Source organism: Methanohalophilus sp., assembly GCF_030156785.1.
Lineage (GTDB): Archaea > Halobacteriota > Methanosarcinia > Methanosarcinales > Methanosarcinaceae > Methanohalophilus.
The window spans coordinates 1-22,649 of sequence record NZ_JASGLW010000001.1 but is presented as its reverse complement, the minus strand read 5'-3'; the positions used below and the strand labels follow the sequence as shown (position 1 = coordinate 22,649).

The 22,649-nt window shown below is 41.4% G+C and carries 24 protein-coding genes; 20 read left to right on the top strand and 4 right to left on the bottom strand.

Annotated features, from left to right (window positions below; genetic code table 11):
* Positions 1-22: 22 nt before the first annotated feature.
* The gene (locus PWQ49_RS00120) at positions 23-1,333 is read left to right on the top strand and encodes a proteasome-activating nucleotidase (RefSeq protein WP_300606178.1); all 1,311 of its coding nucleotides are present in this window, start codon (positions 23-25) and stop codon (positions 1,331-1,333) included.
* 18 nt (positions 1,334-1,351) lie between these two features.
* Positions 1,352-1,939, top strand: a complete 588-nt coding sequence (locus tag PWQ49_RS00115; protein WP_300606175.1) for a DUF99 family protein — start codon at positions 1,352-1,354, stop codon at positions 1,937-1,939.
* Positions 1,940-1,943: 4 nt separating this feature from the next.
* On the opposite strand, the gene glmM is transcribed toward PWQ49_RS00115, so the two are convergent.
* Positions 1,944-3,287: a phosphoglucosamine mutase gene (gene glmM / locus PWQ49_RS00110; protein WP_300606172.1), complete on the bottom strand. Its 1,344-nt coding sequence runs from the start codon at positions 3,285-3,287 to the stop codon at positions 1,944-1,946.
* A gap of 108 nt (positions 3,288-3,395) precedes the next feature.
* Here glmM and PWQ49_RS00105 point away from each other — a divergent pair, with 108 nt between their 5' ends.
* Positions 3,396-3,683: a signal recognition particle protein Srp19 gene (locus PWQ49_RS00105; protein ID WP_300606696.1), complete on the top strand. Its 288-nt coding sequence runs from the start codon at positions 3,396-3,398 to the stop codon at positions 3,681-3,683.
* A 59-nt stretch (positions 3,684-3,742) separates the two neighbouring features.
* On the opposite strand, the gene PWQ49_RS00100 is transcribed toward PWQ49_RS00105, so the two are convergent.
* Together PWQ49_RS00100 and PWQ49_RS00095 are read right to left on the bottom strand one after the other, a co-directional pair.
* A complete protein-coding gene (locus PWQ49_RS00100; protein WP_300606169.1) occupies positions 3,743-3,916 on the bottom strand; it encodes a preprotein translocase subunit Sec61beta in 174 nt (57 codons plus the stop codon).
* 82 nt (positions 3,917-3,998) lie between these two features.
* The gene (locus tag PWQ49_RS00095; protein ID WP_300606167.1) at positions 3,999-5,018 is read right to left on the bottom strand and encodes an S-methyl-5-thioribose-1-phosphate isomerase; all 1,020 of its coding nucleotides are present in this window, start codon (positions 5,016-5,018) and stop codon (positions 3,999-4,001) included.
* 153 nt (positions 5,019-5,171) lie between these two features.
* Between PWQ49_RS00095 and PWQ49_RS00090 the strand changes: the two genes are divergently transcribed.
* The 11 genes from PWQ49_RS00090 (at position 5,172) to PWQ49_RS00040 (ending at position 14,760) form a co-directional block, all read left to right on the top strand.
* Positions 5,172-5,366 (top strand): hypothetical protein, encoded by a 195-nt coding sequence (locus PWQ49_RS00090; protein WP_300606164.1) that lies wholly within the window; start codon positions 5,172-5,174, stop codon positions 5,364-5,366.
* A gap of 202 nt (positions 5,367-5,568) precedes the next feature.
* Positions 5,569-5,958, top strand: coding sequence for a hypothetical protein (locus PWQ49_RS00085; RefSeq protein ID WP_300606161.1), 390 nt, complete (start codon positions 5,569-5,571; stop codon positions 5,956-5,958).
* A complete protein-coding gene (locus PWQ49_RS00080; RefSeq protein WP_300606159.1) occupies positions 5,912-7,519 on the top strand; it encodes a PGF-pre-PGF domain-containing protein in 1,608 nt (535 codons plus the stop codon). Before PWQ49_RS00085 ends, PWQ49_RS00080 begins: the two co-directional genes overlap by 47 nt.
* A gap of 625 nt (positions 7,520-8,144) precedes the next feature.
* Positions 8,145-8,897, top strand: a complete 753-nt coding sequence (locus PWQ49_RS00075) for a methyltransferase domain-containing protein (RefSeq protein ID WP_300606156.1) — start codon at positions 8,145-8,147, stop codon at positions 8,895-8,897.
* 152 nt (positions 8,898-9,049) lie between these two features.
* On the top strand, positions 9,050-10,507 hold the full coding sequence (locus PWQ49_RS00070) for an aminotransferase class I/II-fold pyridoxal phosphate-dependent enzyme (protein ID WP_300606151.1): 1,458 nt from the start codon (positions 9,050-9,052) through the stop codon (positions 10,505-10,507).
* Positions 10,504-11,499, top strand: coding sequence for a cobalamin biosynthesis protein (locus PWQ49_RS00065; protein WP_300606148.1), 996 nt, complete (start codon positions 10,504-10,506; stop codon positions 11,497-11,499). Before PWQ49_RS00070 ends, PWQ49_RS00065 begins: the two co-directional genes overlap by 4 nt.
* An 11-nt stretch (positions 11,500-11,510) precedes the next feature.
* On the top strand, positions 11,511-12,089 hold the full coding sequence (cobZ, locus tag PWQ49_RS00060) for an alpha-ribazole phosphatase CobZ (protein WP_300606145.1): 579 nt from the start codon (positions 11,511-11,513) through the stop codon (positions 12,087-12,089).
* Positions 12,086-12,907, top strand: a complete 822-nt coding sequence (gene cobS, locus PWQ49_RS00055; protein WP_300606142.1) for an adenosylcobinamide-GDP ribazoletransferase — start codon at positions 12,086-12,088, stop codon at positions 12,905-12,907. Before cobZ ends, cobS begins: the two co-directional genes overlap by 4 nt.
* Entirely contained in the window at positions 12,892-13,509 is a 618-nt protein-coding gene (locus tag PWQ49_RS00050) for an NTP transferase domain-containing protein (protein WP_300606139.1), read from the top strand. Before cobS ends, PWQ49_RS00050 begins: the two co-directional genes overlap by 16 nt.
* A gap of 20 nt (positions 13,510-13,529) precedes the next feature.
* Complete coding sequence (locus PWQ49_RS00045) at positions 13,530-13,895, top strand: hypothetical protein (RefSeq protein WP_300606137.1); 366 nt, start codon at positions 13,530-13,532, stop codon at positions 13,893-13,895.
* A gap of 136 nt (positions 13,896-14,031) precedes the next feature.
* Positions 14,032-14,760 (top strand): ATPase domain-containing protein, encoded by a 729-nt coding sequence (locus PWQ49_RS00040; protein WP_300606134.1) that lies wholly within the window; start codon positions 14,032-14,034, stop codon positions 14,758-14,760.
* 5 nt (positions 14,761-14,765) lie between these two features.
* Here the strand turns inward: PWQ49_RS00040 and radB are convergent, their stop codons facing one another.
* On the bottom strand, positions 14,766-15,455 hold the full coding sequence (radB, locus tag PWQ49_RS00035) for a DNA repair and recombination protein RadB (RefSeq protein WP_300606131.1): 690 nt from the start codon (positions 15,453-15,455) through the stop codon (positions 14,766-14,768).
* Positions 15,456-15,735: 280 nt separating this feature from the next.
* On the opposite strand from radB, the gene PWQ49_RS00030 reads away from it, so the two are divergent.
* From PWQ49_RS00030 to PWQ49_RS00005, 6 genes are all read left to right on the top strand, one after another.
* Entirely contained in the window at positions 15,736-15,987 is a 252-nt protein-coding gene (locus PWQ49_RS00030; protein WP_300606128.1) for a glutaredoxin, read from the top strand.
* A gap of 204 nt (positions 15,988-16,191) precedes the next feature.
* The gene (gene nrdD / locus PWQ49_RS00025) at positions 16,192-18,420 is read left to right on the top strand and encodes an anaerobic ribonucleoside-triphosphate reductase (protein ID WP_300606693.1); all 2,229 of its coding nucleotides are present in this window, start codon (positions 16,192-16,194) and stop codon (positions 18,418-18,420) included.
* Positions 18,398-19,210: an anaerobic ribonucleoside-triphosphate reductase activating protein gene (locus tag PWQ49_RS00020; RefSeq protein WP_300606125.1), complete on the top strand. Its 813-nt coding sequence runs from the start codon at positions 18,398-18,400 to the stop codon at positions 19,208-19,210. Before nrdD ends, PWQ49_RS00020 begins: the two co-directional genes overlap by 23 nt.
* A 53-nt stretch (positions 19,211-19,263) precedes the next feature.
* Complete coding sequence (locus PWQ49_RS00015; RefSeq protein WP_300606122.1) at positions 19,264-20,154, top strand: DUF4349 domain-containing protein; 891 nt, start codon at positions 19,264-19,266, stop codon at positions 20,152-20,154.
* Between the two features lie 16 nt (positions 20,155-20,170).
* The gene (gene thiL, locus PWQ49_RS00010; protein WP_300606120.1) at positions 20,171-21,169 is read left to right on the top strand and encodes a thiamine-phosphate kinase; all 999 of its coding nucleotides are present in this window, start codon (positions 20,171-20,173) and stop codon (positions 21,167-21,169) included.
* Positions 21,170-21,184: 15 nt separating this feature from the next.
* Positions 21,185-22,649: S-layer protein domain-containing protein (locus PWQ49_RS00005; RefSeq protein ID WP_300606117.1), on the top strand; the 1,465-nt coding region annotated here is incomplete at its 3' end.

Genomic DNA, 22,649 nt, shown 5'->3' with positions numbered 1-22,649 from the left:
GTCTCGAAAGTGCTATATACCTATGGACTTAAATACTATTCGGAGCGCTATGTGCGATACTAAGGACAAAACGGCAGATTGGAAGAATTATGGTTTTAAGCATCTGCCGGATCCATATGATGTTCAGGAAATGGGACAGGATGTTGAATTCTCCAAGTATTTGCTTGACAGGATGAAGCAACTTGAATCACGCAATAGTCAGCTACGAGAGCAATGCGACCAGATTGAATCTGAGAAACGTTATGTTGAAACTCAGAAACTCAAGTATGAACGGGAAGTTCGGAAACTTAAATCCGAAATTGAACGGCTGAAAACAGTTCCTCTTGTAGTTGCTACTGTACTAGATGTTATTGACGACAATAAGGTGCTGATCAGAAGTAGCACCGGCCCTCATTTTATGGTTGGTGTATCACAATTTATTGAAAACAATCAGCTTGTACCAGGTGTCAGGGTGGCATTGAACCAGCAAACACTGGCTATTGTAGATGTCCTTCCTTCATCCGATGAACCAGATGTCAGGGCTCTGGAAGTACAGGAAACCCAGGATGTCAGCTATGAGGACATCGGGGGTCTTGATGCCCAGATACAGGAACTTGTAGAATGTGTAGAATTGCCGATTACACGACCGGAATCATTTGAGAAGATTGGAATCACTCCTCCAAAAGGTGTTTTGCTTTATGGTCCTCCAGGTACTGGAAAAACCCTTCTTGCGAAGGCCGTGGCACATAAAACCGAGGCTACTTTCATACGGGTAGTTGCTTCCGAACTTGTTCAGAAATACATCGGTGAAGGTTCCAAACTCGTAAAAGAAGTCTTTGAAATGGCAAGGCGTAAGGCTCCCAGCATAATATTTATTGATGAACTGGATGCAATTGCAGCAACAAGGCTTAATGATACCAATGGCGCTGATCGTGAAGTCCAGAGAACTCTGATGCAACTGCTTGCTGAAATGGATGGTTTTGGCAACCGTGGTGAAGTGCGTATAATAGGTGCAACAAATCGTCCAGATGTTCTTGATCCTGCAATCATCAGGCCAGGCAGGTTTGACAGGGCAGTCGAGGTCCCTCTTCCCGATGAAGGAGCACGAAAAACTATTATACTGATACACACAAAAGGCATGTCTATATCGGAAGATGTCGATTTTGACAAGCTTGCTTCCCTTTCCAAAGGTTTAAGTGGTGCGGATCTCCGGGCAGTAGCCATGGAAGCAGGAATGTTTGCGGTTCGTGAAGACAGGAATTGTGTAACTATGGATGATTTCCTTGCTGCTCTGGATAAAATAACCAAGAGCGATGAATCCAAGGACAAACATCCATTCTTTATGTTTGGTTAAAGGGGGTGTTCCTCCTTTTTGTCTTCTTTTCACATAAAGTCACAGATCCGTGTTCTGGGAATAGATGATTCTGCACTCATTGATGATCGAATTCTGGTAGTCGGTGCATTTTTCAGGGGAGGTGAATGGCTGGATGGTGTTGTGTCCACTTATATCACTCGGGATGGCATGGATGCCACGGATTCCCTGATCAAGCTTGCTTTGAACAGCAAGCACCATGAACAGATTCGGGTCATTATGCTTGATGGTGTCACTTATGGTGGTTTTAATCCAGTGGATATAGTTGAATTGAGCCAAAAGAGTGGTTCGGGGGTAATTGTGCTGATGAGATCATTACCTGATCTCGAAAGAATGCGTATCGCTGCTTCTCATCTCCCGTTTCCAAAAGAAAGAATGAATTTGATCCTGAAAGCGGGTGAAATAAAAGAAGTCGTTACAAAAGAGTCTGAAAATCCCATATTTATTCAATGCTCAGGAATTGAGATGGGTAAAGCAATTGAAGTTGTGAAATTAACCGCCACTCATAGCAATATTCCTGAACCATTGCGGGTGGCACACCTAATTGCCACCGGCATAGTATGTGGCGAATCCTGTGGAAGGGTTTGAAAAATCATTTATTGTACTGATTGACCAATTCTTCGCCTTCTTTCATAAGCCTGATAGCCTGTTCATCATTTTCGGCTTCTGCAAATATTCGAATGATAGGTTCAGTTCCCGATGGACGTATGAGTAGCCAACCCTCGTCTCTCCAGATTTTCAGACCATCTGTTGTGTCAACATTATTTTCCTTTCTCAGGATTTCTTTTTTCACAGCTTCCATAGTACCAAGAAGGTTTTTACAACGAACTTTTGTTTTGAAATTACTGTATTTGGGAACATCTGCCGCCATTTCCGATAGCTTGACGCCCGATGCCATAATTTCAAGCAGCTTGGCGCATGCCATTGCTCCGTCTCGGCAATACTGGTGTTCAGGGAAAATAAGTCCGCCGTTTCCTTCCCCTCCATAAACGGCACCAATTTCCATCATTTTACGGGCGACGTTTATGGAGCCCACAGCAGTCCATACAATCTCCACGCCATTTTCTTTGGCAATATCAAGGAGCCTTTTGGATGAGCTTACAGGTGTTACAAGAGGTCCTTTTTTGATATTCAGAATGTGTTTTCCAAGCATTGCAAGCAGGATCTCTTCATCGATGAAATTGCCGTTTTCGTCAATAAAAACCGCTCTGTCGGCATCACCATCCTGTGCGACTCCCATGTCCGCTCCATAATTTTTGACGATGTCAATAAGCTCTCCCAGTACATCAGGTGTGGGTTCAGGGTTTCTCCACGGGAAAGTACCATCTGGCTGCGCATTGATTGTTATGACTTCACAACCAAGGCGTCTTAGCAAAAAGGGTAGAGTGAGAGATCCTGCACCACATCCGGTATCAACTGCAACCCTAAACCCCTTCTTCTGTATGCGTTTGGAATCAACGGCATTTATTATTCCATTAATGTAATAGTTATTTGCAGAAAGGTCTTTCCTGAGGTTTCCGGTTTGATCCCAGTTCGCAGGAGTAAAATCCTTTGCAAAATAAATTTTCTCAACTTCTGCCTCTCCTTCACGGGAAAATTCAGTTCCGTCCCCCGCAATGAGTTTAATTCCATTATCTTCCCGGGGATTGTGAGACGCGGTTATTACAATTCCGGCATCGGCATAATCCCGGACATAATATTGTATAGAAGGTGTTGGAGCAGTTCCGATATCGATTACTTCAAGTCCTGCTGAAAGTGCACCTGCAATAGCAGCAGATTTAAGCATATCTCCTGATATGCGAGTATCTTTACCTATTGCAATAGTTCCTTCTCCTTTCATGTATTTGCCAAGGCTTCTGGCAATATCCATAGCAAGTGATGGTGTGATTTTTTCATTAGCTTTTCCGCGTACACCGTTTGTTCCGAAAAGACCCATTTTCATATCTCCCTTCTCAGGTAACTGATATTCTCAATGCTTTTTTAGCTTTTTCATGCAAAACGCTAAACTTAATATCGAATGAAAACCAACTCGTAAAACATGATGATGCGAGATGAAGGGAAGCTTGTAATATGGCCTGCAAGTATTGATCGCTCAAGATCACGCAGAGAAGGTCGTATAATTTCCCGCAAGAGTTCTGTTTCGGATCCAAAATTGGATGAAATTACCAAAGCAGCTCAATCCCTTGGATTAAACCCGCGTGTTGAGGCTGACAAAGCATATCCTCGTTCATGGTGGGAAAAAAGTGGAAGGGTAATGGTAGATAAAACTGCTTCCAAAAACACGGTTGCCAGGAATATTGCCAAAATAATTAAAAAAGATCGTGGAAACTGACTTTTATTTCAGAACTTATGCCCTTATTTTAAGGGCATGGGCCTTAGGCCTTAATTACATCAAGGCCATGTTCCAAAATTAGCGCTAAGTAGTAGTACAACAACACCACAAATTACTCCAAAAACAACAATGGCTTTAGGATCTAGATGAATTGCCTTCTTATCCGCATCATAATAGCGCATAAGACCGGCAGACGACATCAATCCACTGCCACCCTGATTCTTTTTTGCCATCTTTAAGTACTCCTTTGTATATCATACCTTCATGTATTACCAAGTTTTAAAGATTTTGCCCTGTATTTTCCGCAACTGTATTTTAGGTTCTGACTTCATCCAGCAAGAAAGGCGGTTTGAAAATTCCTCTCTCTGTGATTACTGCATCAATATATTCCATAGGTGTGGCGTCAAATGCCGGATTATAAACAGGTACATTTTCCGGGGTGATTTGTTCTCCACGGAAATATCTCAATTCATCTGGATTTCTCTGCTCGATTGTGACACTACCTTCCCACCCATTGAAATCGAATGTTGAAATCGGTGCTGCTACAAAAAAGGGAATTTCATGTTCATGGGCCAATACTGCATGAGTGAAAGTACCAATTTTGTTGAAAACCGCATCTTCTGTTATCCGATCCGCCCCCACAATAACCTTGTCCACCATCCCCTGACGCATCACATGACCGCTCATGGAATCGGCTATCAGGGTTACAGGTATGTTGTCCTGCATTAGTTCCCATGTTGTCAGTCTCCCTCCCTGATTCAGAGGACGTGTTTCACAGGCTATAACCTTGATTTCTTTTCCCTCCTGTACTGCTGACCTTACAACACCAAGGGCTGTGCCCCAGTCCACGCAGGCGAGTCTTCCTGCATTACAGTGAGTCAGCACCGTGTCACCGTCCTCTAGTTGCGATGCGCCATATTTACCCAATCTCTTGTTGATTTCCACATCCTCATCGGCAATTCTTTTTGCTTCGGAAATAGCAATGTCACGCATCCCATTTAGATCATAAGCCTCAGAAGTGGCGTTTATAACCCGGTACATCCCCCATTCAAGATTTATCGCAGTGGGGCGGGTTGACTTGATAATCTTGGCGGCACTTTTAAGATCTTCAAGCAGCTTTTCCATCGTCTGTGCACTGCTTAATTTAGAAGCAAGTGCGATTCCAAATGCTCCGGCGGCTGCCAGTGCAGGTGCTCCTCTTACACGAAGGAATTTGATAGCTTCACAAAGGGAAGCCAGATTTTCACATTCGATGATCTTATACTCTGTGGGTAACAGGGTCTGATCAATCATCATGATACTCCCCTTTTCATCATTCCATTCTATGGTTCTCATTGTTATCACTTAAACATGAATTTTTGATAATACAGGACTTCAAGTTATTTTGCAACTTTATATATCTTCCACCCTAATATTTTTGCATGACCAGCTCTTTTATGGTACATGATCCGGTTCATAAGACGATAATGATAACACTTACAGCAGCGGTTGCTTGAAACTCCTCATCTCCAGAGGCTCAGGGGGATACAGCAACTGGGACTTGCGGATGTTGTTTACCCCGGTGCAAACCACACTCGTTTTGAGCATAGTTTGGGGACTATGCACACGGCGTCTCTTTTTGCCAATGTACTGGAACTCCCGGAAGATGAAAAACGTATGTTGAGTTGCGGGACTCCTTCATGACGTGGGCCATTCTGCATTCTCACACGCAGTTGAAGGGGTTTTGCAACGCAATCCGGCATTCCAGCCCGAACTGGACGGTCAGCCGATAGGCAAGCATTTGCTTTATACTGTTTGAGAAACTTTTATTTGACATGAAAATAAGAAATATGGATAATATATAATTGAATTTTGGAAAATTTAACAAGGACTAATGGGTGATTATGTGAAAATCGGAATATTTGCTTTGGCTTTGATCTCGATAGCTTTGGTATCTACAGCAGCAGGGGAGGTCAATATTAATAGCATGGTTTACATCTACAATGACACACTTCCGGAAGAACCGTCAAACTACTATTACTTCTACAACGATTCTGATACGGTAACTTTAGAAGTATATATTAATATAACTCCCAATCTAAATCCAGTCAGCGATTACAACGTAAGTGCTAATTTTAGCCAGGTAATTTCATCAGATAATCCAGTTATGAGGTTCAATAACTCCGGGATCGTGGACGGGGATTACTATATGTTCACACTCACATACCCAATAGCTAATATCCCAGTGAATGAGAGTTTTTCCGATTACAATTCCGGTTTATTTGAACATAACTAATTCTACCGGCACAATTGTCCCTACAACTCAGATAAACGCCAGCTTTGCCATAATAAACTTCGATCCAAAAGAAGACATTCCCGGTCTGGACAACCCTGAAACAACGTCTTGGAGAGATATAGAGGATTTCAGCAATGTTACAGGACTTACATTCCAGCACAACAGCACGGGAGGATTGATTGATGGAAATCTTGAGATTCTTGAATCTGTGAACTTGCTTGATCAGAACTTCATCCAGAGTCTTCAAAACCTAGGCTATAACCTGATAATGGCATCAAGGAGTATGTCCATCAATAATGCCACAACTGCCATGAGAGAGTTCAACAGAACATCGAATATCACAATATACAATCTAACAACCGACAATATTGTTATTTACACAATTCCTGATGGGTCCGATCAGCCACTAGAAGTTTTTAACTGGGCTACTAGAAATGTTGATTTGGAATACCTCGCAGGGACTCCTGCAGTGTTACCAATGACTGGCGGAAATTATTCTATCACCTTTACAGTAAATCATTGGTCGACATACAATGTTGAGGAGGCACCAACAGTAATAATTGTTAGACCAACAATCGGAGTCTATGAAGGAAACATAACTGTAGAGGCAAACATAACAGATGATAGTGGAGTTGGAGATGTTTACTGCAGGCTTGAAAACGATACTGGCTATGCAAGTAATCTCATACAAATGAGCCTAACAAATGTAAACTACACAGGCTTCATTAATACAACACAACTTGGTGTAGCCGATGGCAATTATCGTGTTAGAATAAACGCCTCAGATACCGAATCGCCATCAAACTGGAACAATGAGACTAATGTATTAATAACAATAGACAACATACCATCGACAGTTCCAGTAGAAAGTAATAATGGTGGATCATCTGGTGGCCCATCTGGTTTGAGCTCGTCCGCCGAAGCATATGAAAACATCGTTTTAAAAGAATCTCAGACTCGTATAGTAACAGCAGGTTTAGATGTAAAGTATGAATTTGTTAATGATGACAACCCGGTGTCCTATATCCAATTCAGGGCAACAACCAATTCCGGACAGATTAAGGCGCTTGTTGAGATCCTGAAAGGTACTTCTTCACTTGTGGATGAAGATGCACCTGGCCGGGCCTACAAATATCTTAACATCTGGCTGGGTACTGCTACCTTTGATGAAGACAACATGGAAGATCCTGTTGTTGGCTTCAGGGTAAGCAAGGAATGGATGACTGAAAATAATGTTATTCCTGCATCAATTGCTATGTTCCATTACGATGATGGATGGAAAGAGCTAGACACCTCTCTTATTGACGAGGATGATGAATTCTTTTACTTCGAATCGCACACAACTGGTTTTTCACCATTTGCAATCTCTGCTGTGGAGGTAGAAGCTGCTCAGGACACTGAGACCAAGCCAGTTGTTTCAGATGAGGAAGTTTCCGAAGATGATGTATCATTATCTGGAGAAGAAGAGACAGAATCCACGAATGGTTCGCCAGGATTCAGCTCACTTCTCATGATTGGTGTTCTAGTTATAGTCTATGCTATATTCAGAAGAAAGGTCTAAGTGTGGCATATTATGCTGCACTTTTTACTTCTTTTTACTTCTTTTTACTTTTTTGGATCTTTTCAAGATTGATTAAAAGGTGGTTCTTTTTAACATTATGTGGGCAAACGTATTTCCGTGCCACTGCGGATATCTCGTGTATTTCTATACTTCTCAATCTTCAACGCATATGTTCTCTCAAATACAGTCTTGAAAAGAGGGCAAGAAAATTTACTTTCTTTAATAAAATCAAGATGAAAGTCCATTCTCTTTTTAGAAATGTTATTAATTTTTTTGCATACCAAAGGAATGAGAGAGAATATAATTTATGCCAATTGATAACTGAAATACTTTTTGTTCCTATGGTTATATATATCTCTTACTCTTAATGTCCACATGAGACAATCACATACTCTGAATCAACCTTTATAAAGAAGCAATCAGGGGAAACAACCAGAAAAAGTAGACTTACATATTAGAATTTCGGGAGGAAATTCTATATTTATAAAAGAGATTTTTAGGTATCGCTTTTCAGAAACTATCGATAAATTACTTGATACTCTCTGAACTGAAAAAACTGCCAGAATAGAGATTTTAACAATCAAAACCTGCAGATGGGGAAATTCGAACCCCCGACATCCTGATTATGAGTCCTAAAAACGTAGTCCTTCTCAGGACACATCACAAAGGAAAGGTAAAAGAATATCTTGCTACACTTTCCGAAGCTCCGTTTCATACAGAGTTTGGAGTTATTGATTTGAGTGTTCTTCTGGAGAACGAGAATCTGGAAACCGTTACTTCCCATATGGGGCAGAAATTCTCTGTGGTAACTCCCAGATCCCCCGACTTTTTCCGTCATTCAAAACGCACAGGTACTCCTATGATTCCCAAGGACATAGGACTGATAATGGCCCATACAGGGATTTGCTCCTCTGACACTGTGCTGGAAGCAGGAACCGGTTCTGGATCACTGACTATATATCTGGGTTTTGTTGCGAAAAGAGTACTTAGTTATGAAATAAGGGAAGAGTTTGTCAGAGTTGCACAGAATAATGTTGCAAAAGCAGGTCTGTCAAATGTTGAAATACGCTGTGGGGATCTGGTGGAAACGCTACCTTTGATCTCGGAAGAATTTGATGTTATTATCCTTGACATGGGCGGCTCGGAAAAGGCTGTGTGCGGATGCTTTGAAAAGCTGAAAAACGGTGGTTTCCTTGTGACCTATTCCCCCTTTTTGGAGCAGGCTACAAAAATCCGTGAAGAAATCGAAAAGCTGGATTTCTTTGATTGCAGGACATTTGAGTGCTTTGAGCGCGAAATTTCATTTTCATCCCGGGGTACGCGCCCCTCTACAATTCCTGTGGGTCACACAGGTTACCTGACATTTGCAAGGAAATAATTTATTCATTTCAGAACAACTTTATCTGGTTCGTATCTGGAAAAACGATCTGGAGTGTTACTTTCATTTTGACTAAATGAAAGTCAATTTGATTAATTTAATATAGCTGCTGTTCATACACTACTCCGATTAACTTGCCAGAGGACAGGATATTGAAAAAAAGGATCATGGATCTTGGATATAATTCATTTGAAGATCTAAACTTAAACTCTGCAAAGTCGATTCGTGTAGAGCCTGAGCTTGATTTCAGTCTGTTAATAAATCCTCTGGGGAACCCCTTTGATCAACCTGATTCTGGATTGGATTTTTCAAAAGCTACAAAAAATGCTTCTCAACGGCTTACTCAATATCCTGACAATCGCTATTCTGAATTTAGGGATTCGGTCGCTTCCTTTTTTGAAAATACAATTCTTCCGGAGCAGGTTGTTCCCGGAAACGGATCATGTGAACTCGTGAAACTGGTTTTTGAGTGCACCGTTAATGAGGGAGACAAAGTTGTAATTGTCCAGCCTGCAACGAAGCTATTCGAAAAGTATTGTAACATTCATGGTGCGGAAACCATGCATATAATGGAAGATGAAATACAAGATATTGATCCTTCCGATATCCAGGATGCAAAAGTCATGTTTCTTTCCAACCCTTCGGATGTTTCTGGAAAACTGGTGGAAGAAAATGTACTTAAAAAACTCTCTGAAATATGCATTCAGACGAACACCCTTCTTTTCGTAAATGAGAGTTGTATTGATTTTGCCGATGAATCAGCAAGTCTTATATCAATCACAAGATCTAACAATAATCTTTTTGTGCTTCGTTCCCTTGATACAATGTTCGCAATCCCGGGAATCAGAGTTGGATTTGGTGTTACATCCCCGGAAATGGCGGTAAAACTTAATTCTGCAAGACTTTCCTGGAATCTGGGCGTTGTATCGGAAAAAGTTGCGATTTCGCTTATGAGGCGAGATGATCTTTCCAAAAACTACCTTGCAAAAACCCGGAAATATATTTCTGAAAACCAGGAATACCTTGTAGACCGTCTCAGCAAGATTCGCAAATTCAGGGTGTTACCCGGAGATTCTCATTATGTACTTGTGGACATCAGCGCTTCTTCGATAGGTTCAACTGAACTCACACATCGTCTTCTTGATGCGGGAATTAAAGTCAAGGATTGTTCCAATCTTTATTCAATGGGACAGGATTTTATCCGAGTTTCTGTTCGTTCAAAGGAAGCTACTGATAATCTTGTTAGGGAAATTGGTATTGCTGTGGTCGATTCTGCACGAGACAAAGCCATGGAAAAACTTGAAACTTCGTTATTGTCTCCTGAATTTTCAGCCATCGGTCCAAATAAAACATGCCCTTATTATCCCTGCCATTTCCAAGGGCAGGATTGCACGTTCTGTTTCTGTCCCTTTTACCCATGCGGGAATGAAAGAACAGGGGGCAAATGGGTTGAACGTTCCAGTGGAGGGAAGGTATGGAGCTGTGAAGGATGCAATATTGTTCATCTTCCTGATGTGGCAAAAAAACTGGTTTGTGAACTCCGTGTGGATTCTCCAATGGAAGAAAAACTGAAAAAAACCTGGAAAAAGGTGGTGGAACCGCTTCTATGATTGATTTTGAGTTGTTGAATGGCCTTCATTTGCTAAATGTATTCTTGCTTGCAATACTAATTGATTTTGCAATTGGAGAGCCAAATCCCAGACTTCATCCTGTAGTCTGGATTGGAAATCTTATTTATTTTTTCAAAAGGAATGCTCCTAAATCCCACAGGCTTGCTTATGGTGTTTTCATGGGGGTATTCTGTATGGGATTTGCTTCGGCTATCGCACTAACTGTCTTATGGGTTGCAAGTGCACCATGGATGCCTGAAATCGGAGCAATTTTCATTGAGGCTCTGTTCCTCAAATGTACTTTCGCAATCAACCGTCTCCTTTATGCAGGCGAGGAACTATACAATGCCCTTTGTGAAGAGGGTCTGGAGTCTGCACGTCAGAAACTTTCCATGTATGTCAGCAGGGATACTTCAGAACTTAGTGAATCCGAAGTATCCTCTGCAGCTATTGAAACCCTTTCTGAGAACTTTGTGGATTCAATTTTTACCCCCCTATTCTACTATGCGATTTTTGGCCCACTGGGGCTGATTGCTGCCTATGTCTATAAGGCAGTGAATACACTTGATTCTATGGTTGGTTACAAAGATGAGGATCATATTGATATGGGTAAATTTTCAGCAAGGCTTGATGATGTCCTTAACTGGCCTACTGCACGCTTATCAGTATTTTTTATCATTGGAGCATCTATCATTTTAAATCTCTTCAAGGGTTCCGCCTACGACCCAAAAGAGGCACATTTGTGTGCTTTTAGTGATTGCCGCATACCGCCATCTCCAAACTCTGGTTATTCAATGGCAGCATTTGCGGGATCGCTTAAAGTGCGTATGGAAAAGCCCGGAATTTATGTGTTGGGAGAAAAATATGCCCGTCCTGAATGTGAAGACATAAAACGAGCATCTTTGTTGATATTAGCTACATCCCTTCTTACAGTTGCTGTGCTCGCATTGGTTGTCTATACAGTTCCAGATATTATTAATCGAATTGGATAAAAGTGGTTACAATGAAATTGTCAGAGATTAAATCCAAAGATCTTAAAAAAGGTCAGTCGGAAACTGCTAAAACAGACAATACACGTGATATCCTAGAAATTCTTAAAGAGGAAGGTGTCACAGTTGAGGCTATGCTAGATGCGGCATTGTCCCTTTATACACCACACCCCGGCCTTGAAACCCGCGAAATTGCAGAAAATATGTTTATGAGGGAACTAAAAATCGCTATTTCAGATCCCAATCTCTGTATGTTAATATATGCGGGAATATTATTGGAAAGAGATGGTCGTGCAGGGAAACTTCCTAACATAAGCCCTGATTCCTATGAACGTGATCTAACATTCATAATTGCTGATGAAGTACTTGGTATGAGCATCTCCAAATATATCAGTGGGGATAAAGGAATGTTTGAATTTGTCCGTTTTGACAAACAAAAACCAGGCATCCTTGCAGAACTTGGTCCTTTTATGGATGACATCGTAGCTGGGTTGATTGGAGGAGTTTCTGCCAACATGTACACAAGAGCTATGGCAGAAGTGGAAGAGAAGAACGAAATGAAAAAAACTGTTAGTGATGTGATCGCCGGATGAGTGGATTCCTGCTTGCAGTAAGGACCGGTTTTGGTTTCCTTTCAACCATTCCGGTTGGGATAACAATGGAAGGTCTTGATGAGCTTTCAAAGAGGAGCTATCTTTTTGTTTTTACCGGGATTATATTGGGGTCCCTCATGGGAATCTTTACAGCTGCGGCAGAATATATTTTCCCTTCAAGCCTGAGTGTTGCCCTTATTGTAGCTTTTGTTTATTATCTCACAGGCTTCAATCATCTTGACGGATTATCCGATTTCGGAGATGGTTTCACAGCCCATGGATCCCTTGAGAAAAAAATCAAAGCACTTAAGGACATGTCTCTTGGTATTGGAGGCGTCGCTTTCTGTGTGATCTCATTATTGGTTCTTTACTCTGCTATTCTCTCACTGCAGGGTGTAATTCAATCAACAATATCAGGTGATGTCAGATGGCTGTATCTGCCTTTGTCGGTTTTGGTAGCGGAAATTGGTGCCAAACAAGCAATGGTTACAATTTCAGCTTTTGGGAAGCCCATTCATGAAGGCCTAGGTTCCATGATAATCAATGTCACTAATTTCAGCACTTTCCTCAGGAGTGTGCTGATTGGAGGAATTGTATCTGGAATTGCATTGGGTATTGTCGGATTAATAGCTTTTGTAGCTGCAATTGTTTCCGCGTTCTGGGTACTTTATGTTTCCAATAAACATTTCACCGGAATTAATGGTGATTGCATAGGCACTGCTAATGAAGTGGGACGAATTGTTTCATTGATTGCCATTATTATTGCTCTCAATCTAATCTCAACTAGCTACGGGGGGATTGTATGGATGCTATTATAATGGCCGGCGGCCAGGGTCTACGTCTGGGAATGGGTGAAAAGCCAGTTGTTGATCTGCTTGGAAAACCCCTTATCAGTTACATTATTGATAGTCTTGAGGGTGCGGAAGAAATTGAGAAGATATATGTGACAGTTTCTCCTTTTACTCCAACTACTGAAAAAGTTGTAAATGAGTATTATAAAGGACGAATTAAGACCATCGATACCGGCGGTGATAACTACGTTGGGGATATGATTTATGCAGTGGAATCTGCTGGAATAACAAGTCCTGTTATGATTATAATGTCAGATCTCCCACTGGTAACATCTTCTCTTATTGATCAGATTGTCAGGGCATATTATGAATGTGGAAAAGCGTCTATGTCTGTTTTTATACCTCTTTCACTTTGCAAGAAAGTGGGATTACGTCCTGATACTGTGTTTAATTGGGATGGCCAATTGATAGTTCCTGCAGGTATTAACATTCTGGATGGAAAAGACATTCGGGTCGAACAGGAATATCATAATTTCCTGCTGGATGATCCACAGGTTGCTATTAATATCAATACTGTCGAAGATCTCAAATATTGTTCCGATATTCTCAGTAAAAAGAAAAAGAGCTAAAATATTAGGGAGTCCTCCTGATGAACTCTTTCATAGAAAAAAATGGAAAACAATATAATGTTTCTACTTTGAAACTTATTCTGGGTGATCAGGATTTTGACCTGAATGCTGAAATAGGTGCAGAATATTTGCTCTTATGTGAAGCCGTGGATAATCCTTCAATTCTGCCTTATCTCCTTGCTGATTTCTACTCCCTCGATCTTCCAGAACCTGATGATTTCAGGCTGTCCCTTATGCGGGTACAGGTGGATTCGGATTTAAGGCTGGGTGAGGATATCCAGAAGCACCAGCAGAGAGCTTATGTTGCAAGAATAATCGAAAAAATGCTATTCAGCGAGATTTTCCTGACTTTTTCCGTGGAGGAGCCGGGTGTTGATAGCGATTGAGCTATTTTCCTGCAAGAAAAAGATACATGATTTTTTATATCAGTACTTACCTATTTCCAACAAGGGTCGATGATAATGAAAAAGGAATCTTCTGACCTCATTTCAGTATTACTTTGATTTTATAAGGTGTTCCAAAATGGAAGAAACAAATATTCCCGAGCGTGTTTCAACTGGCATAAGCGGTCTCGATGAGATGTTGCATGGCGGCTACTTTAAAGGGTCAGTTAATGTTGTTTCAGGTAAATCCGGTACAGGCAAAACTATCTTTGGTTCTCAGTTCCTGTATGAAGGTGCAAAAAATGGCGAAAAGGGAATGTGTGTTATTACATCTGAAGAATCACATTCAATTGTGCGGGAAATGAAGGCTTCGTTTGGATGGGATTTTGCAGAACTTGAAGAAAAAGGCATGATCACTTTTGTTGACATTACCGATCCAAGCCTTAGACTGCAGAAAAGTGTGGAAATTGCTCCATCGGAATTGATAAAAAGTTTCAAGAAACTGGTTAAAAGCAGGATTGAGGAAATCCAACCAACTCGTGTTTTTATTGATTCAATTGAGGCACTGTTCCTTGCAATAGAATCTAATTATAAATTGCGTACTCTGATAGATGATGTTTTCGGGGTTTTGCGCAAACAAAACGTTACTACAGTCATCACTGTTGGTACAATTTTTGGTCTCGATGAAATTATAGAGTATGGAGCGGATTCAGTTGTCAAGCTTGAGCGCATCCGTACGGGAAATACGCTGCAACGCTCTATATATGTGATGAAAATGAGAGGTTCAGGAACGATTAATGAAGTAAGGGTTTTGCATATATCCGACAGTGGAATGTCTGTGCTTGCCCAGTCTCCGTATCTGGAGTAAGCCTTTTACTTTATTCCTTCTTCTGTAAGTGAGAATTCACAACTTATGCCATCAGGTCTTGAGCGGTGTTTCCGTAGTACTGCACTTCGCTTGTTTTTCTCTTCCCGTTTGAATTCAATAATTGTTTTAGACATGTGACCTATGGTGCTGCCACCAATAGGTTTTAGTTCCCCGCTTTGTATGTCCGAATAAACCTGATTTGTAATTAGTACTACAATTCCTCTTTTACGCGCAAGGCTGTGAAGGTATCCTATTTGGTTTGCTAACTCTCTTCGATTGCGGATGCTGTTTTCCTGATCTTCAAGTCCAAAACGGTAGTACGAGGTTGCTGAGTCCACTATTATAAGACCAATGTTCTCAGCACTAATCTTCTCAATTTCCCTTATTGCAGAGTATTGTTCTTCAAAACTGTGTGGTTCATAAATGATAATGTTCTGTGCAATATTTTTTGCGTTTTCACCTGCAATTTGCCTGAACCTTTCAGGTGATAGTGCTTCGGTGTCTACATACACCACTCTTTTTCCTTCGTTTACACACTTTACTGCAAGCTGGAGGCAAAGGTTTGTCTTGCCGCTACCGGCTTCCCCAAATACTTGGGTAATAATTCCTGCTTCGAAACCTCCTCCAAGCATTTCATCAAGTGGAACACAACCTGATTTCAGTAATTTACCTGTTATTATTGACACCTCTGGCATGCTGAGGATATGGGGCTAATTGTGACTGTTCATGTAATAAACTTTTGGAACATTGATTTGTATTCATATATGATCACATCCTATCTTATTGTTATCAAATCGGATCATGTAAGTGGTTTTTATGTATACAAACATGTGCTGAAAAAGCATTATAAAGGAAGGTGTAGATAGCTAAGGTTTACCCATTATGGAATTGTTGACAAGAAAGAATTGCTTATGCTTCTAGCTGTGCTTTTCGTTCCAGTCAACGGGTTTATTAAATTTGGAGGATGGAGTTATAATGCCTGAGATTACTGTTTATACCACACAATCATGCCCACGTTGTGTTCGCCTTAAGAAGTTACTTGATGAGAATAATATAGCTTATAAGGAAGCCGACATGTCTACGCCGGAATCACTGACCGAGCTTCGTATTAATGGTGTTTTTACCAATGAAGCCCCGGTACTTCAGATAGATAATACATTCCTGGAGGGCAATGATCTCTTCAGTGGCAATGAAGTGAATAAGAAAGCTCTTGGAGATTTGTTATAAAAGGTGAGAGTTATGGGTGCGATGACAAAGGAATCTATTAAAGAGACAATGGACACGATAAAAATTAAAGAGGCAAAATGTGCCACAGAGCTTTTTCAGGATAAAATCAAGGAAAAAAGCACCCCGAAAGAGACTCCTTCTATCAAATCCTCTTTAACTCATGGTCCTCTCCAGAAGACGCTGGATGGCGGTTTTATTTCCGCAATGCCAAAAGTGCGAACTACTGATGGTCACATGGTTGAATGGGATCGCAATATCGTGGTAAACCAGCTTATTAAGGAAACTCAGCTAAGTGAGAGATTCCATGACGTTCCTGCAATTACAAAGGAAGAAGCACTTGAAATTGCAAAAGAAACGGAGAAGCGTATACGCAGTATGAATCTCAAGTTTCTTTCAGGTCCTCTTATTCGTGAACTTGTAAACATGATCCTTCTTGAAAAGAACAAGATTGAATGGCGCAATGTTTCCACAAGGGTGGGTACGCCGGTTTATGATTCTTGTGAAATCGACCTTGGAACGGGGTTTGAAGCAAATGAAAACGCAAACCTTCAGGAAAATGCCGAAACTTCTCACAAGAAAAAAGCCGATAAAATTTCAAAGGAGCAGTATCTTCTGCTGCTGCCTCCCAAACTTGCTGATCTTCACCTCAATGGTGACTTCCATATCCATGATCTTGAATATATGGGTACTCGAGCTTTCTGTCAGGATTGGGATTTGAGATATTTCCTCTATTATGGACTTATGCCAGATGGTTCAGGCTCCAAGGCAAGTGTTGCCGGTCCTGCTATGAATGCCGAGGTTGCAATCCTTCATGCGGTGAAAGCCCTTGGTAGTGCCCAGACCAACTTTGCAGGCGGTCAGGGATTCTACAACTTCCTTACATTCCTTGCTCCCCACTTTGAAGGCAAGTCTTACAAGGAAATTGAGCAACTCATGCAGATGTTTGTTTATGAGATGACACAGATGATGGTGGCCCGTGGAGGACAACTTGTTTTTTCCTCTGTCCAGTTGTCTCCCGGTGTACCAAAACTCTGGAAAGACAAACCTGTAGTTTACCGTGGAAAGGTCTGGGACGGAACCAATGGAACCGAAAAAAGGGTTTATGGGGATTTTGAGCGTGAAGTGCGTCTTGCATTCAAGGCTCTTATGAATGTCATGCTTGAAGGTGATTATTGGGGTAAACCTTTTAACTTCCCAAAACCCGAGATTTCCATTGAACCTGATTTTATGGAAGAGGATGAAATGTTCAACCTGGCTCACCCAGAACTTCCGACCTATGATGAACTATATACCCTCACATTTGAGCTTGCAGCCAAATATGGAACTCCGTACTTTGACAACCAGCTTCCGGCATATCGTGGTGCAGGCAACGGAATTTCATGTTACCAATGCTGTGCCTATCAGTTTTCCGCAAATGAGGAGGATGATGAGTGCTTTGAAGACAAACTTTACTTCAGGAATGGAGCACACTTTTCCATGGGCTCATGGCAGGTAGTTTCACTAAACTGCCCGAGAGCTGCCTACAAAGCCAAAGGCAATGATGAAGAGCTATATGCAAGGCTCAGGCATCTTATGGATATGGCTGTGGAAGTTTTCCACACCAAGGTAAAATGGATGACTCCAATAATCGAATCCGGGAGAATGCCTTTTGCAACACAGACGCCAAAGGATCCTGTGACTGGTAAAAAAGGTGCAGTGGCAGTTGATCTCGATGGTCTTGTGTTTACAATAGGAGTAATAGGCATCAATGAAATGGTTCAGTATCATACCGGTTCACAGATTTATGAATCGAAGGATGCTTTCAGACTTGCAGTACGTGCCATGACAGAAATGGAAATATATGCAAAGGAACTTTCCCGCAAACACGGTATTGAGATCGCCCTTGCAAGAACTCCTGCAGAAACAACTGGACAAAGGTTCGGTGTTTCCGACCTCCTTCATGAAGAATACCGTGAACAGGCAATGTCTGTGCTTAAAGGAGATGTTGAGGCCGCCATGAGGGACATTAAGAAGACACGTGATCTGCCGGTTTATTACACAAACGGTACTCATGTGCCCCCTGGAGCTAATATTTCACTGGCTGAGAGAATTAAATATGAACATGTGTTTTTCCCCATCGTCGATGGCGGAGATATTATGCACATATGGCTTGGTGAAGGTGCGCCAAATGCTAAAGGTCTCAAGGAATTTGCTATGAACCTTGCAAAAAATACACAGACCGGTTATTTTGCCTTTACCAAGGACATGACAATTTGCCTGGATGATTTCCATATGATGTCCGGATTGAAGGACTGTTGCGAGAATTGTGGTTCTTCGAACGTTGAGCAACTATCCCGTGTTACAGGGTACATTCAATCTGTAAGCGGTTGGAACGCTGCAAAGAAACAGGAACTTGCTGACAGGATGCGCTATGGCTCTTCAGACATGCAATAATCGTACAGTTGTAAATTTTGGGGACTATGTATCCCTTTCTACTTTAGACTGGCCAGGAAGGGCATCGGTGGTATTCTTCCTCCGTGGATGTCCTTATCGATGTCCCTACTGCCAGAATTATTCGATATTAAGCGGTTCCGATCTGGTTGATACCAGACAGATTGAACAGCTTATCGAATCCTCCAGGCTTTTTGTTAGCACAGTTGTTTTTTCAGGTGGTGAACCCCTGCAGCAGGGAGAAGCTGTTCTTAAGTTGTGCTCCTCTGTGAAAGACATGGGTCTGGATGTTGGAATTCACACCAATGGAGCATATCCGGAAGTGCTGGAAATACTCTGTAAGCGAAAACTTGTGGATGGTGTGTTCATAGATGTAAAAGCCCCTCTTGACAATCCAAAATTATATGGAGAGATGATAGGTTCTGAAAAACCATCGGTAACTATTCTTCCGATTAAAGCAGCAGAAAATGTTTGTAAGTCCATTGAAATTGCAGTAAAACATGGTATATTAGAGGAATTAAGAACCACTGTTCTTCCCAACCATATGGATTCTCCCTCATTGATCAGATCAATTGTGAATTCGATAGCTCCTTATCTGAAAAATTTAAAAGCTCCTTATGTTATACAGCAGGGATTTCCGGACCATACAAATAATCCTTTGTTGCAGAAATTGCCACCACTTTCAAGGGATTTTCTGTTGAAGTTATCAAAGCCTTCTCTTGATGCCGGAGTGGAATTGTATATTCGCACCAAAGAGAACGGATCTGAAAAGGTTAGCTTCGAAACAGTTTGAAGTTTAAGCAATTGCTTTATATCTTTGGCAACTACACCGTTATAGGTGTATAAATGAAATACAAACATCTGCATCTTATTCTTTTACTGCTGATGTTATCCATAATATCGGCAGGCTGCCTTTCTCTAGGCGGGGATTTTTCTTCTTCCATATCAGAGAAACAAATTGGTGGGGGTTATGATTACAGGAGTGATCTTGCTTATGAGGAAGCAATTGTTTTTGATGAGTCCACGGGAGTTAGGGTAGAGTATGAGAGTCCCATATCATCAGATACTACATCTATGGAACGGCAGGTCATAAAAACCGTAGATTTGTCACTAAGGGTTGAAAATGCAACAACTGCCGCTGAAGCTCTTGCAGATATTGCCAATTCCTACGGAGGCTATATTTCTTCCTCTTCTGTTTACGACAGCTATTACTATGAAAGTTATGTACAAAAACAAGGATATGTCAATCTTCGCATTCCTGCAGAGAAACTCGATGACGCGCTTGGAAAAATAAAAGATCTAGGGGAGATCCAGTCCGAAAGCAGTTCGGCACAGGATGTCACGGAAGAATATATCGACCTTAATGCACGGCTTTCCAATATGGAAAAACAGGAGGAAAGGCTGCTTGAGATCCTTGACATGGCAACCACCGTTCAGGATGTTCTGGAAGTTGAGAAAGAACTTGAACGGCTAAGGGGTGAGATTGAGAGTCTTCAGGGAAGATTGAATTACCTTAACAGCCAAATTGACATGACGACGGTTAACGTGTATCTCACAGAACCTGCTCCACTTGGAGGTTCTCTTGGAATTCGGAATGCAATCTCCGATGCAGTCCAAGGATTCATAATATCTGTTAGGGGAATAATTGTTTTCATGGGCTATGTCCTTCCGGTTGTAATTGTGCTTTCGGCTGCCGGTGGAATAATTATTCTGGCAGTTCGCAGAAAGAAAAAATAAGTATTAGGGGTATCGGATGAATGTGGAGTTAATCAGGGATATTGATGAGAGGGAATTTATCAGGCGACTTATAGGAATACTTGAAAGTGATGATAAAGATGTGATTGCGGGTGCAGGCAAAGACGACTGCGCTATCATTAAAGTGGGTGATGATTCACTCGTTGTAACTACTGATATGCTTCACAGAAAAACGGATTTCCCGTCGGGTATGTCTGCATGGCAGATAGGCTGGATGTCGGCAGCTGTAAACTTCAGCGACATTGCTGCAATGGGTGCCGCACCAGTTGGATTGCTTGCAGCTGTGGGTTATCCTCCTGATATGTTTTACGAAGAAGCCGCAGAAATTTCACGTGGAATGCACGATTGTGCTTCCTTTTGCGGAACGTCTGTACTGGGCGGCGATGTGGATATCCACGACGAACTGACAATTACCGGTACAGCTTTTGGGAAAGCCAAAGGTGGACAAATCCTGCGCCGGGATGGTGCGCAGGTAGGCGATCTAGTGTGTGTGACCGGAACCCTTGGGGGCGCGGGTGCAGCTTTGCAGGCACTGCTGGATGATAGGGATGTAGATTCCGATTTTCTCAAAGGTCTTTTTGAGCCGGTTCCAAGAATTTCAGAGGGACGGATTCTCGCAAAAAGCGGATGCGCAACTTCAGCAATGGATACCAGCGATGGGCTAGCGATGTCACTCTACGATCTGGCAGAAGCCAGTAATGTTGGTTTTCAGATTTATGAATCCAAATTGCCTGTTGATAAACGAGTGGAGCAGATTGCTTCCAATTCTACCGATGCACTTGAACTTGCACTTTACTCTGGCGGAGATTTTGAACTTCTTTTTACCGTCAATTCTAAACATGCCAAATGGTTACGTGGTAAATCTTATCTAACTATTATAGGAGAAGTTGTAAATTATGAAGAAGGTGTGTCCATGGTTCCTAAATATGGCGAAACAATTACTATAAATCGAAAAGGTTATTTGCACATGAAATCATCTGAAAATATAAACGTATAATGGGGATTGTATAGTATGAAATATCATTTCAATTTTATTTTGATTGCTTTGTTGACTATAGGATTGTTTACAGGAGTAGCTTTTGCAGAACCGGTAATAACGGAATACTACCCTCCATCTCCTGTTTCCAGCTATGAGGGTGTATCTCAAACATTTTCAGTTAATGTGACTGAAACAGTTGATGTTATATGGCAAATAGATGGAGTAAATCTGACAACAAATACCAGTGTTACATCTGCGTCTTACACAAATTCCACCACACCAGTGGGATCCCATACTGTAAAAGCAATTGCTGAAAATGCAAACGGAACAGATGAAGCAACATGGACATGGAATGTGGATGCAATTGTTGCACCTGTTATTTCAGATATTTCAGAGACAGATATTGATACTACAAGCGCCACAATTAACTTTGCTGTAGATCAGGATGATGCTATTACACAAATTGCTTACAGCACATCTTCAGATCTGTCTTCTCCAAGCTTGACTACAAATGAGACGTCCGGAACTACCAGAGATGTTCTATTATCCAGTCTAAGTGAAGGAACAACATACTATTACAGAATCTATGCTTATAATGCCGTAAATGATAGTATATTCTCTAATTCAAGCATCCATAATTTCACCACAATCACACCAACTGCCCCTTCTATATCAGATATTTCAGTGACAGATATTAAAGGTTCCAGTGCTACAATCGAATTTGATGTAAACCAGACAAATGCTCCTTCAAGAGTTGCTTACAGCACATCTTCAGATCTGTCCTCTCTAATATGGTCAGACTGGGATTATAGCAGTACAACAAGTCGCAGTATTGAACTTACAAACTTGAATGCGGCTACAAAATACTATTACAGTGTTTTCGCTTACAATGCAAGCAACGAAAGTGTTTATACCAATACTTCAATCTACGACTTTACTACGCTTTCATCGTGGGGTAACCGTATCTGGGATGAGGCTGAAAATCTGGCTAATCCTTACACTTGGGATGCCAGAAGTTTTTCCGGATTCTTCTACGATCTTGATACAGGTGAGACCTCCGAAAGTATGGAAATAACAATTGATGTTTCAGGTCGTGAAATTGAGCAAGGAGATCTTGTTTACACCGCAGTCCCAATTACAACAGAGTTTGAATATGAGGATTGGGGTGAATACGAAGTAATCGGGTTCATGGCACAGAAATTCTTTGCCGGTTACACCACAGCTACTGATGTTGATATCATTGATGAAGATCTAAGCCTCATGTCCAAAGGCATCCTTGCAGAGGTTCTCATTGACACAGATGATGATGAATCTGTCTATTCCGGTTCATCACTGATACTTGAGGAAGGGTATACCCTTAATATTCAGGAAGTAGATGTCAACGGGGAACGAGTCATGATAAGTCTTACCAAAGATGGTGATGAAGTAGATAGCGACATCTTGTCTGCTGACGAGACTTATGTTTACGAGAAAGATCTTGGAAGTGTCGATGACGTAC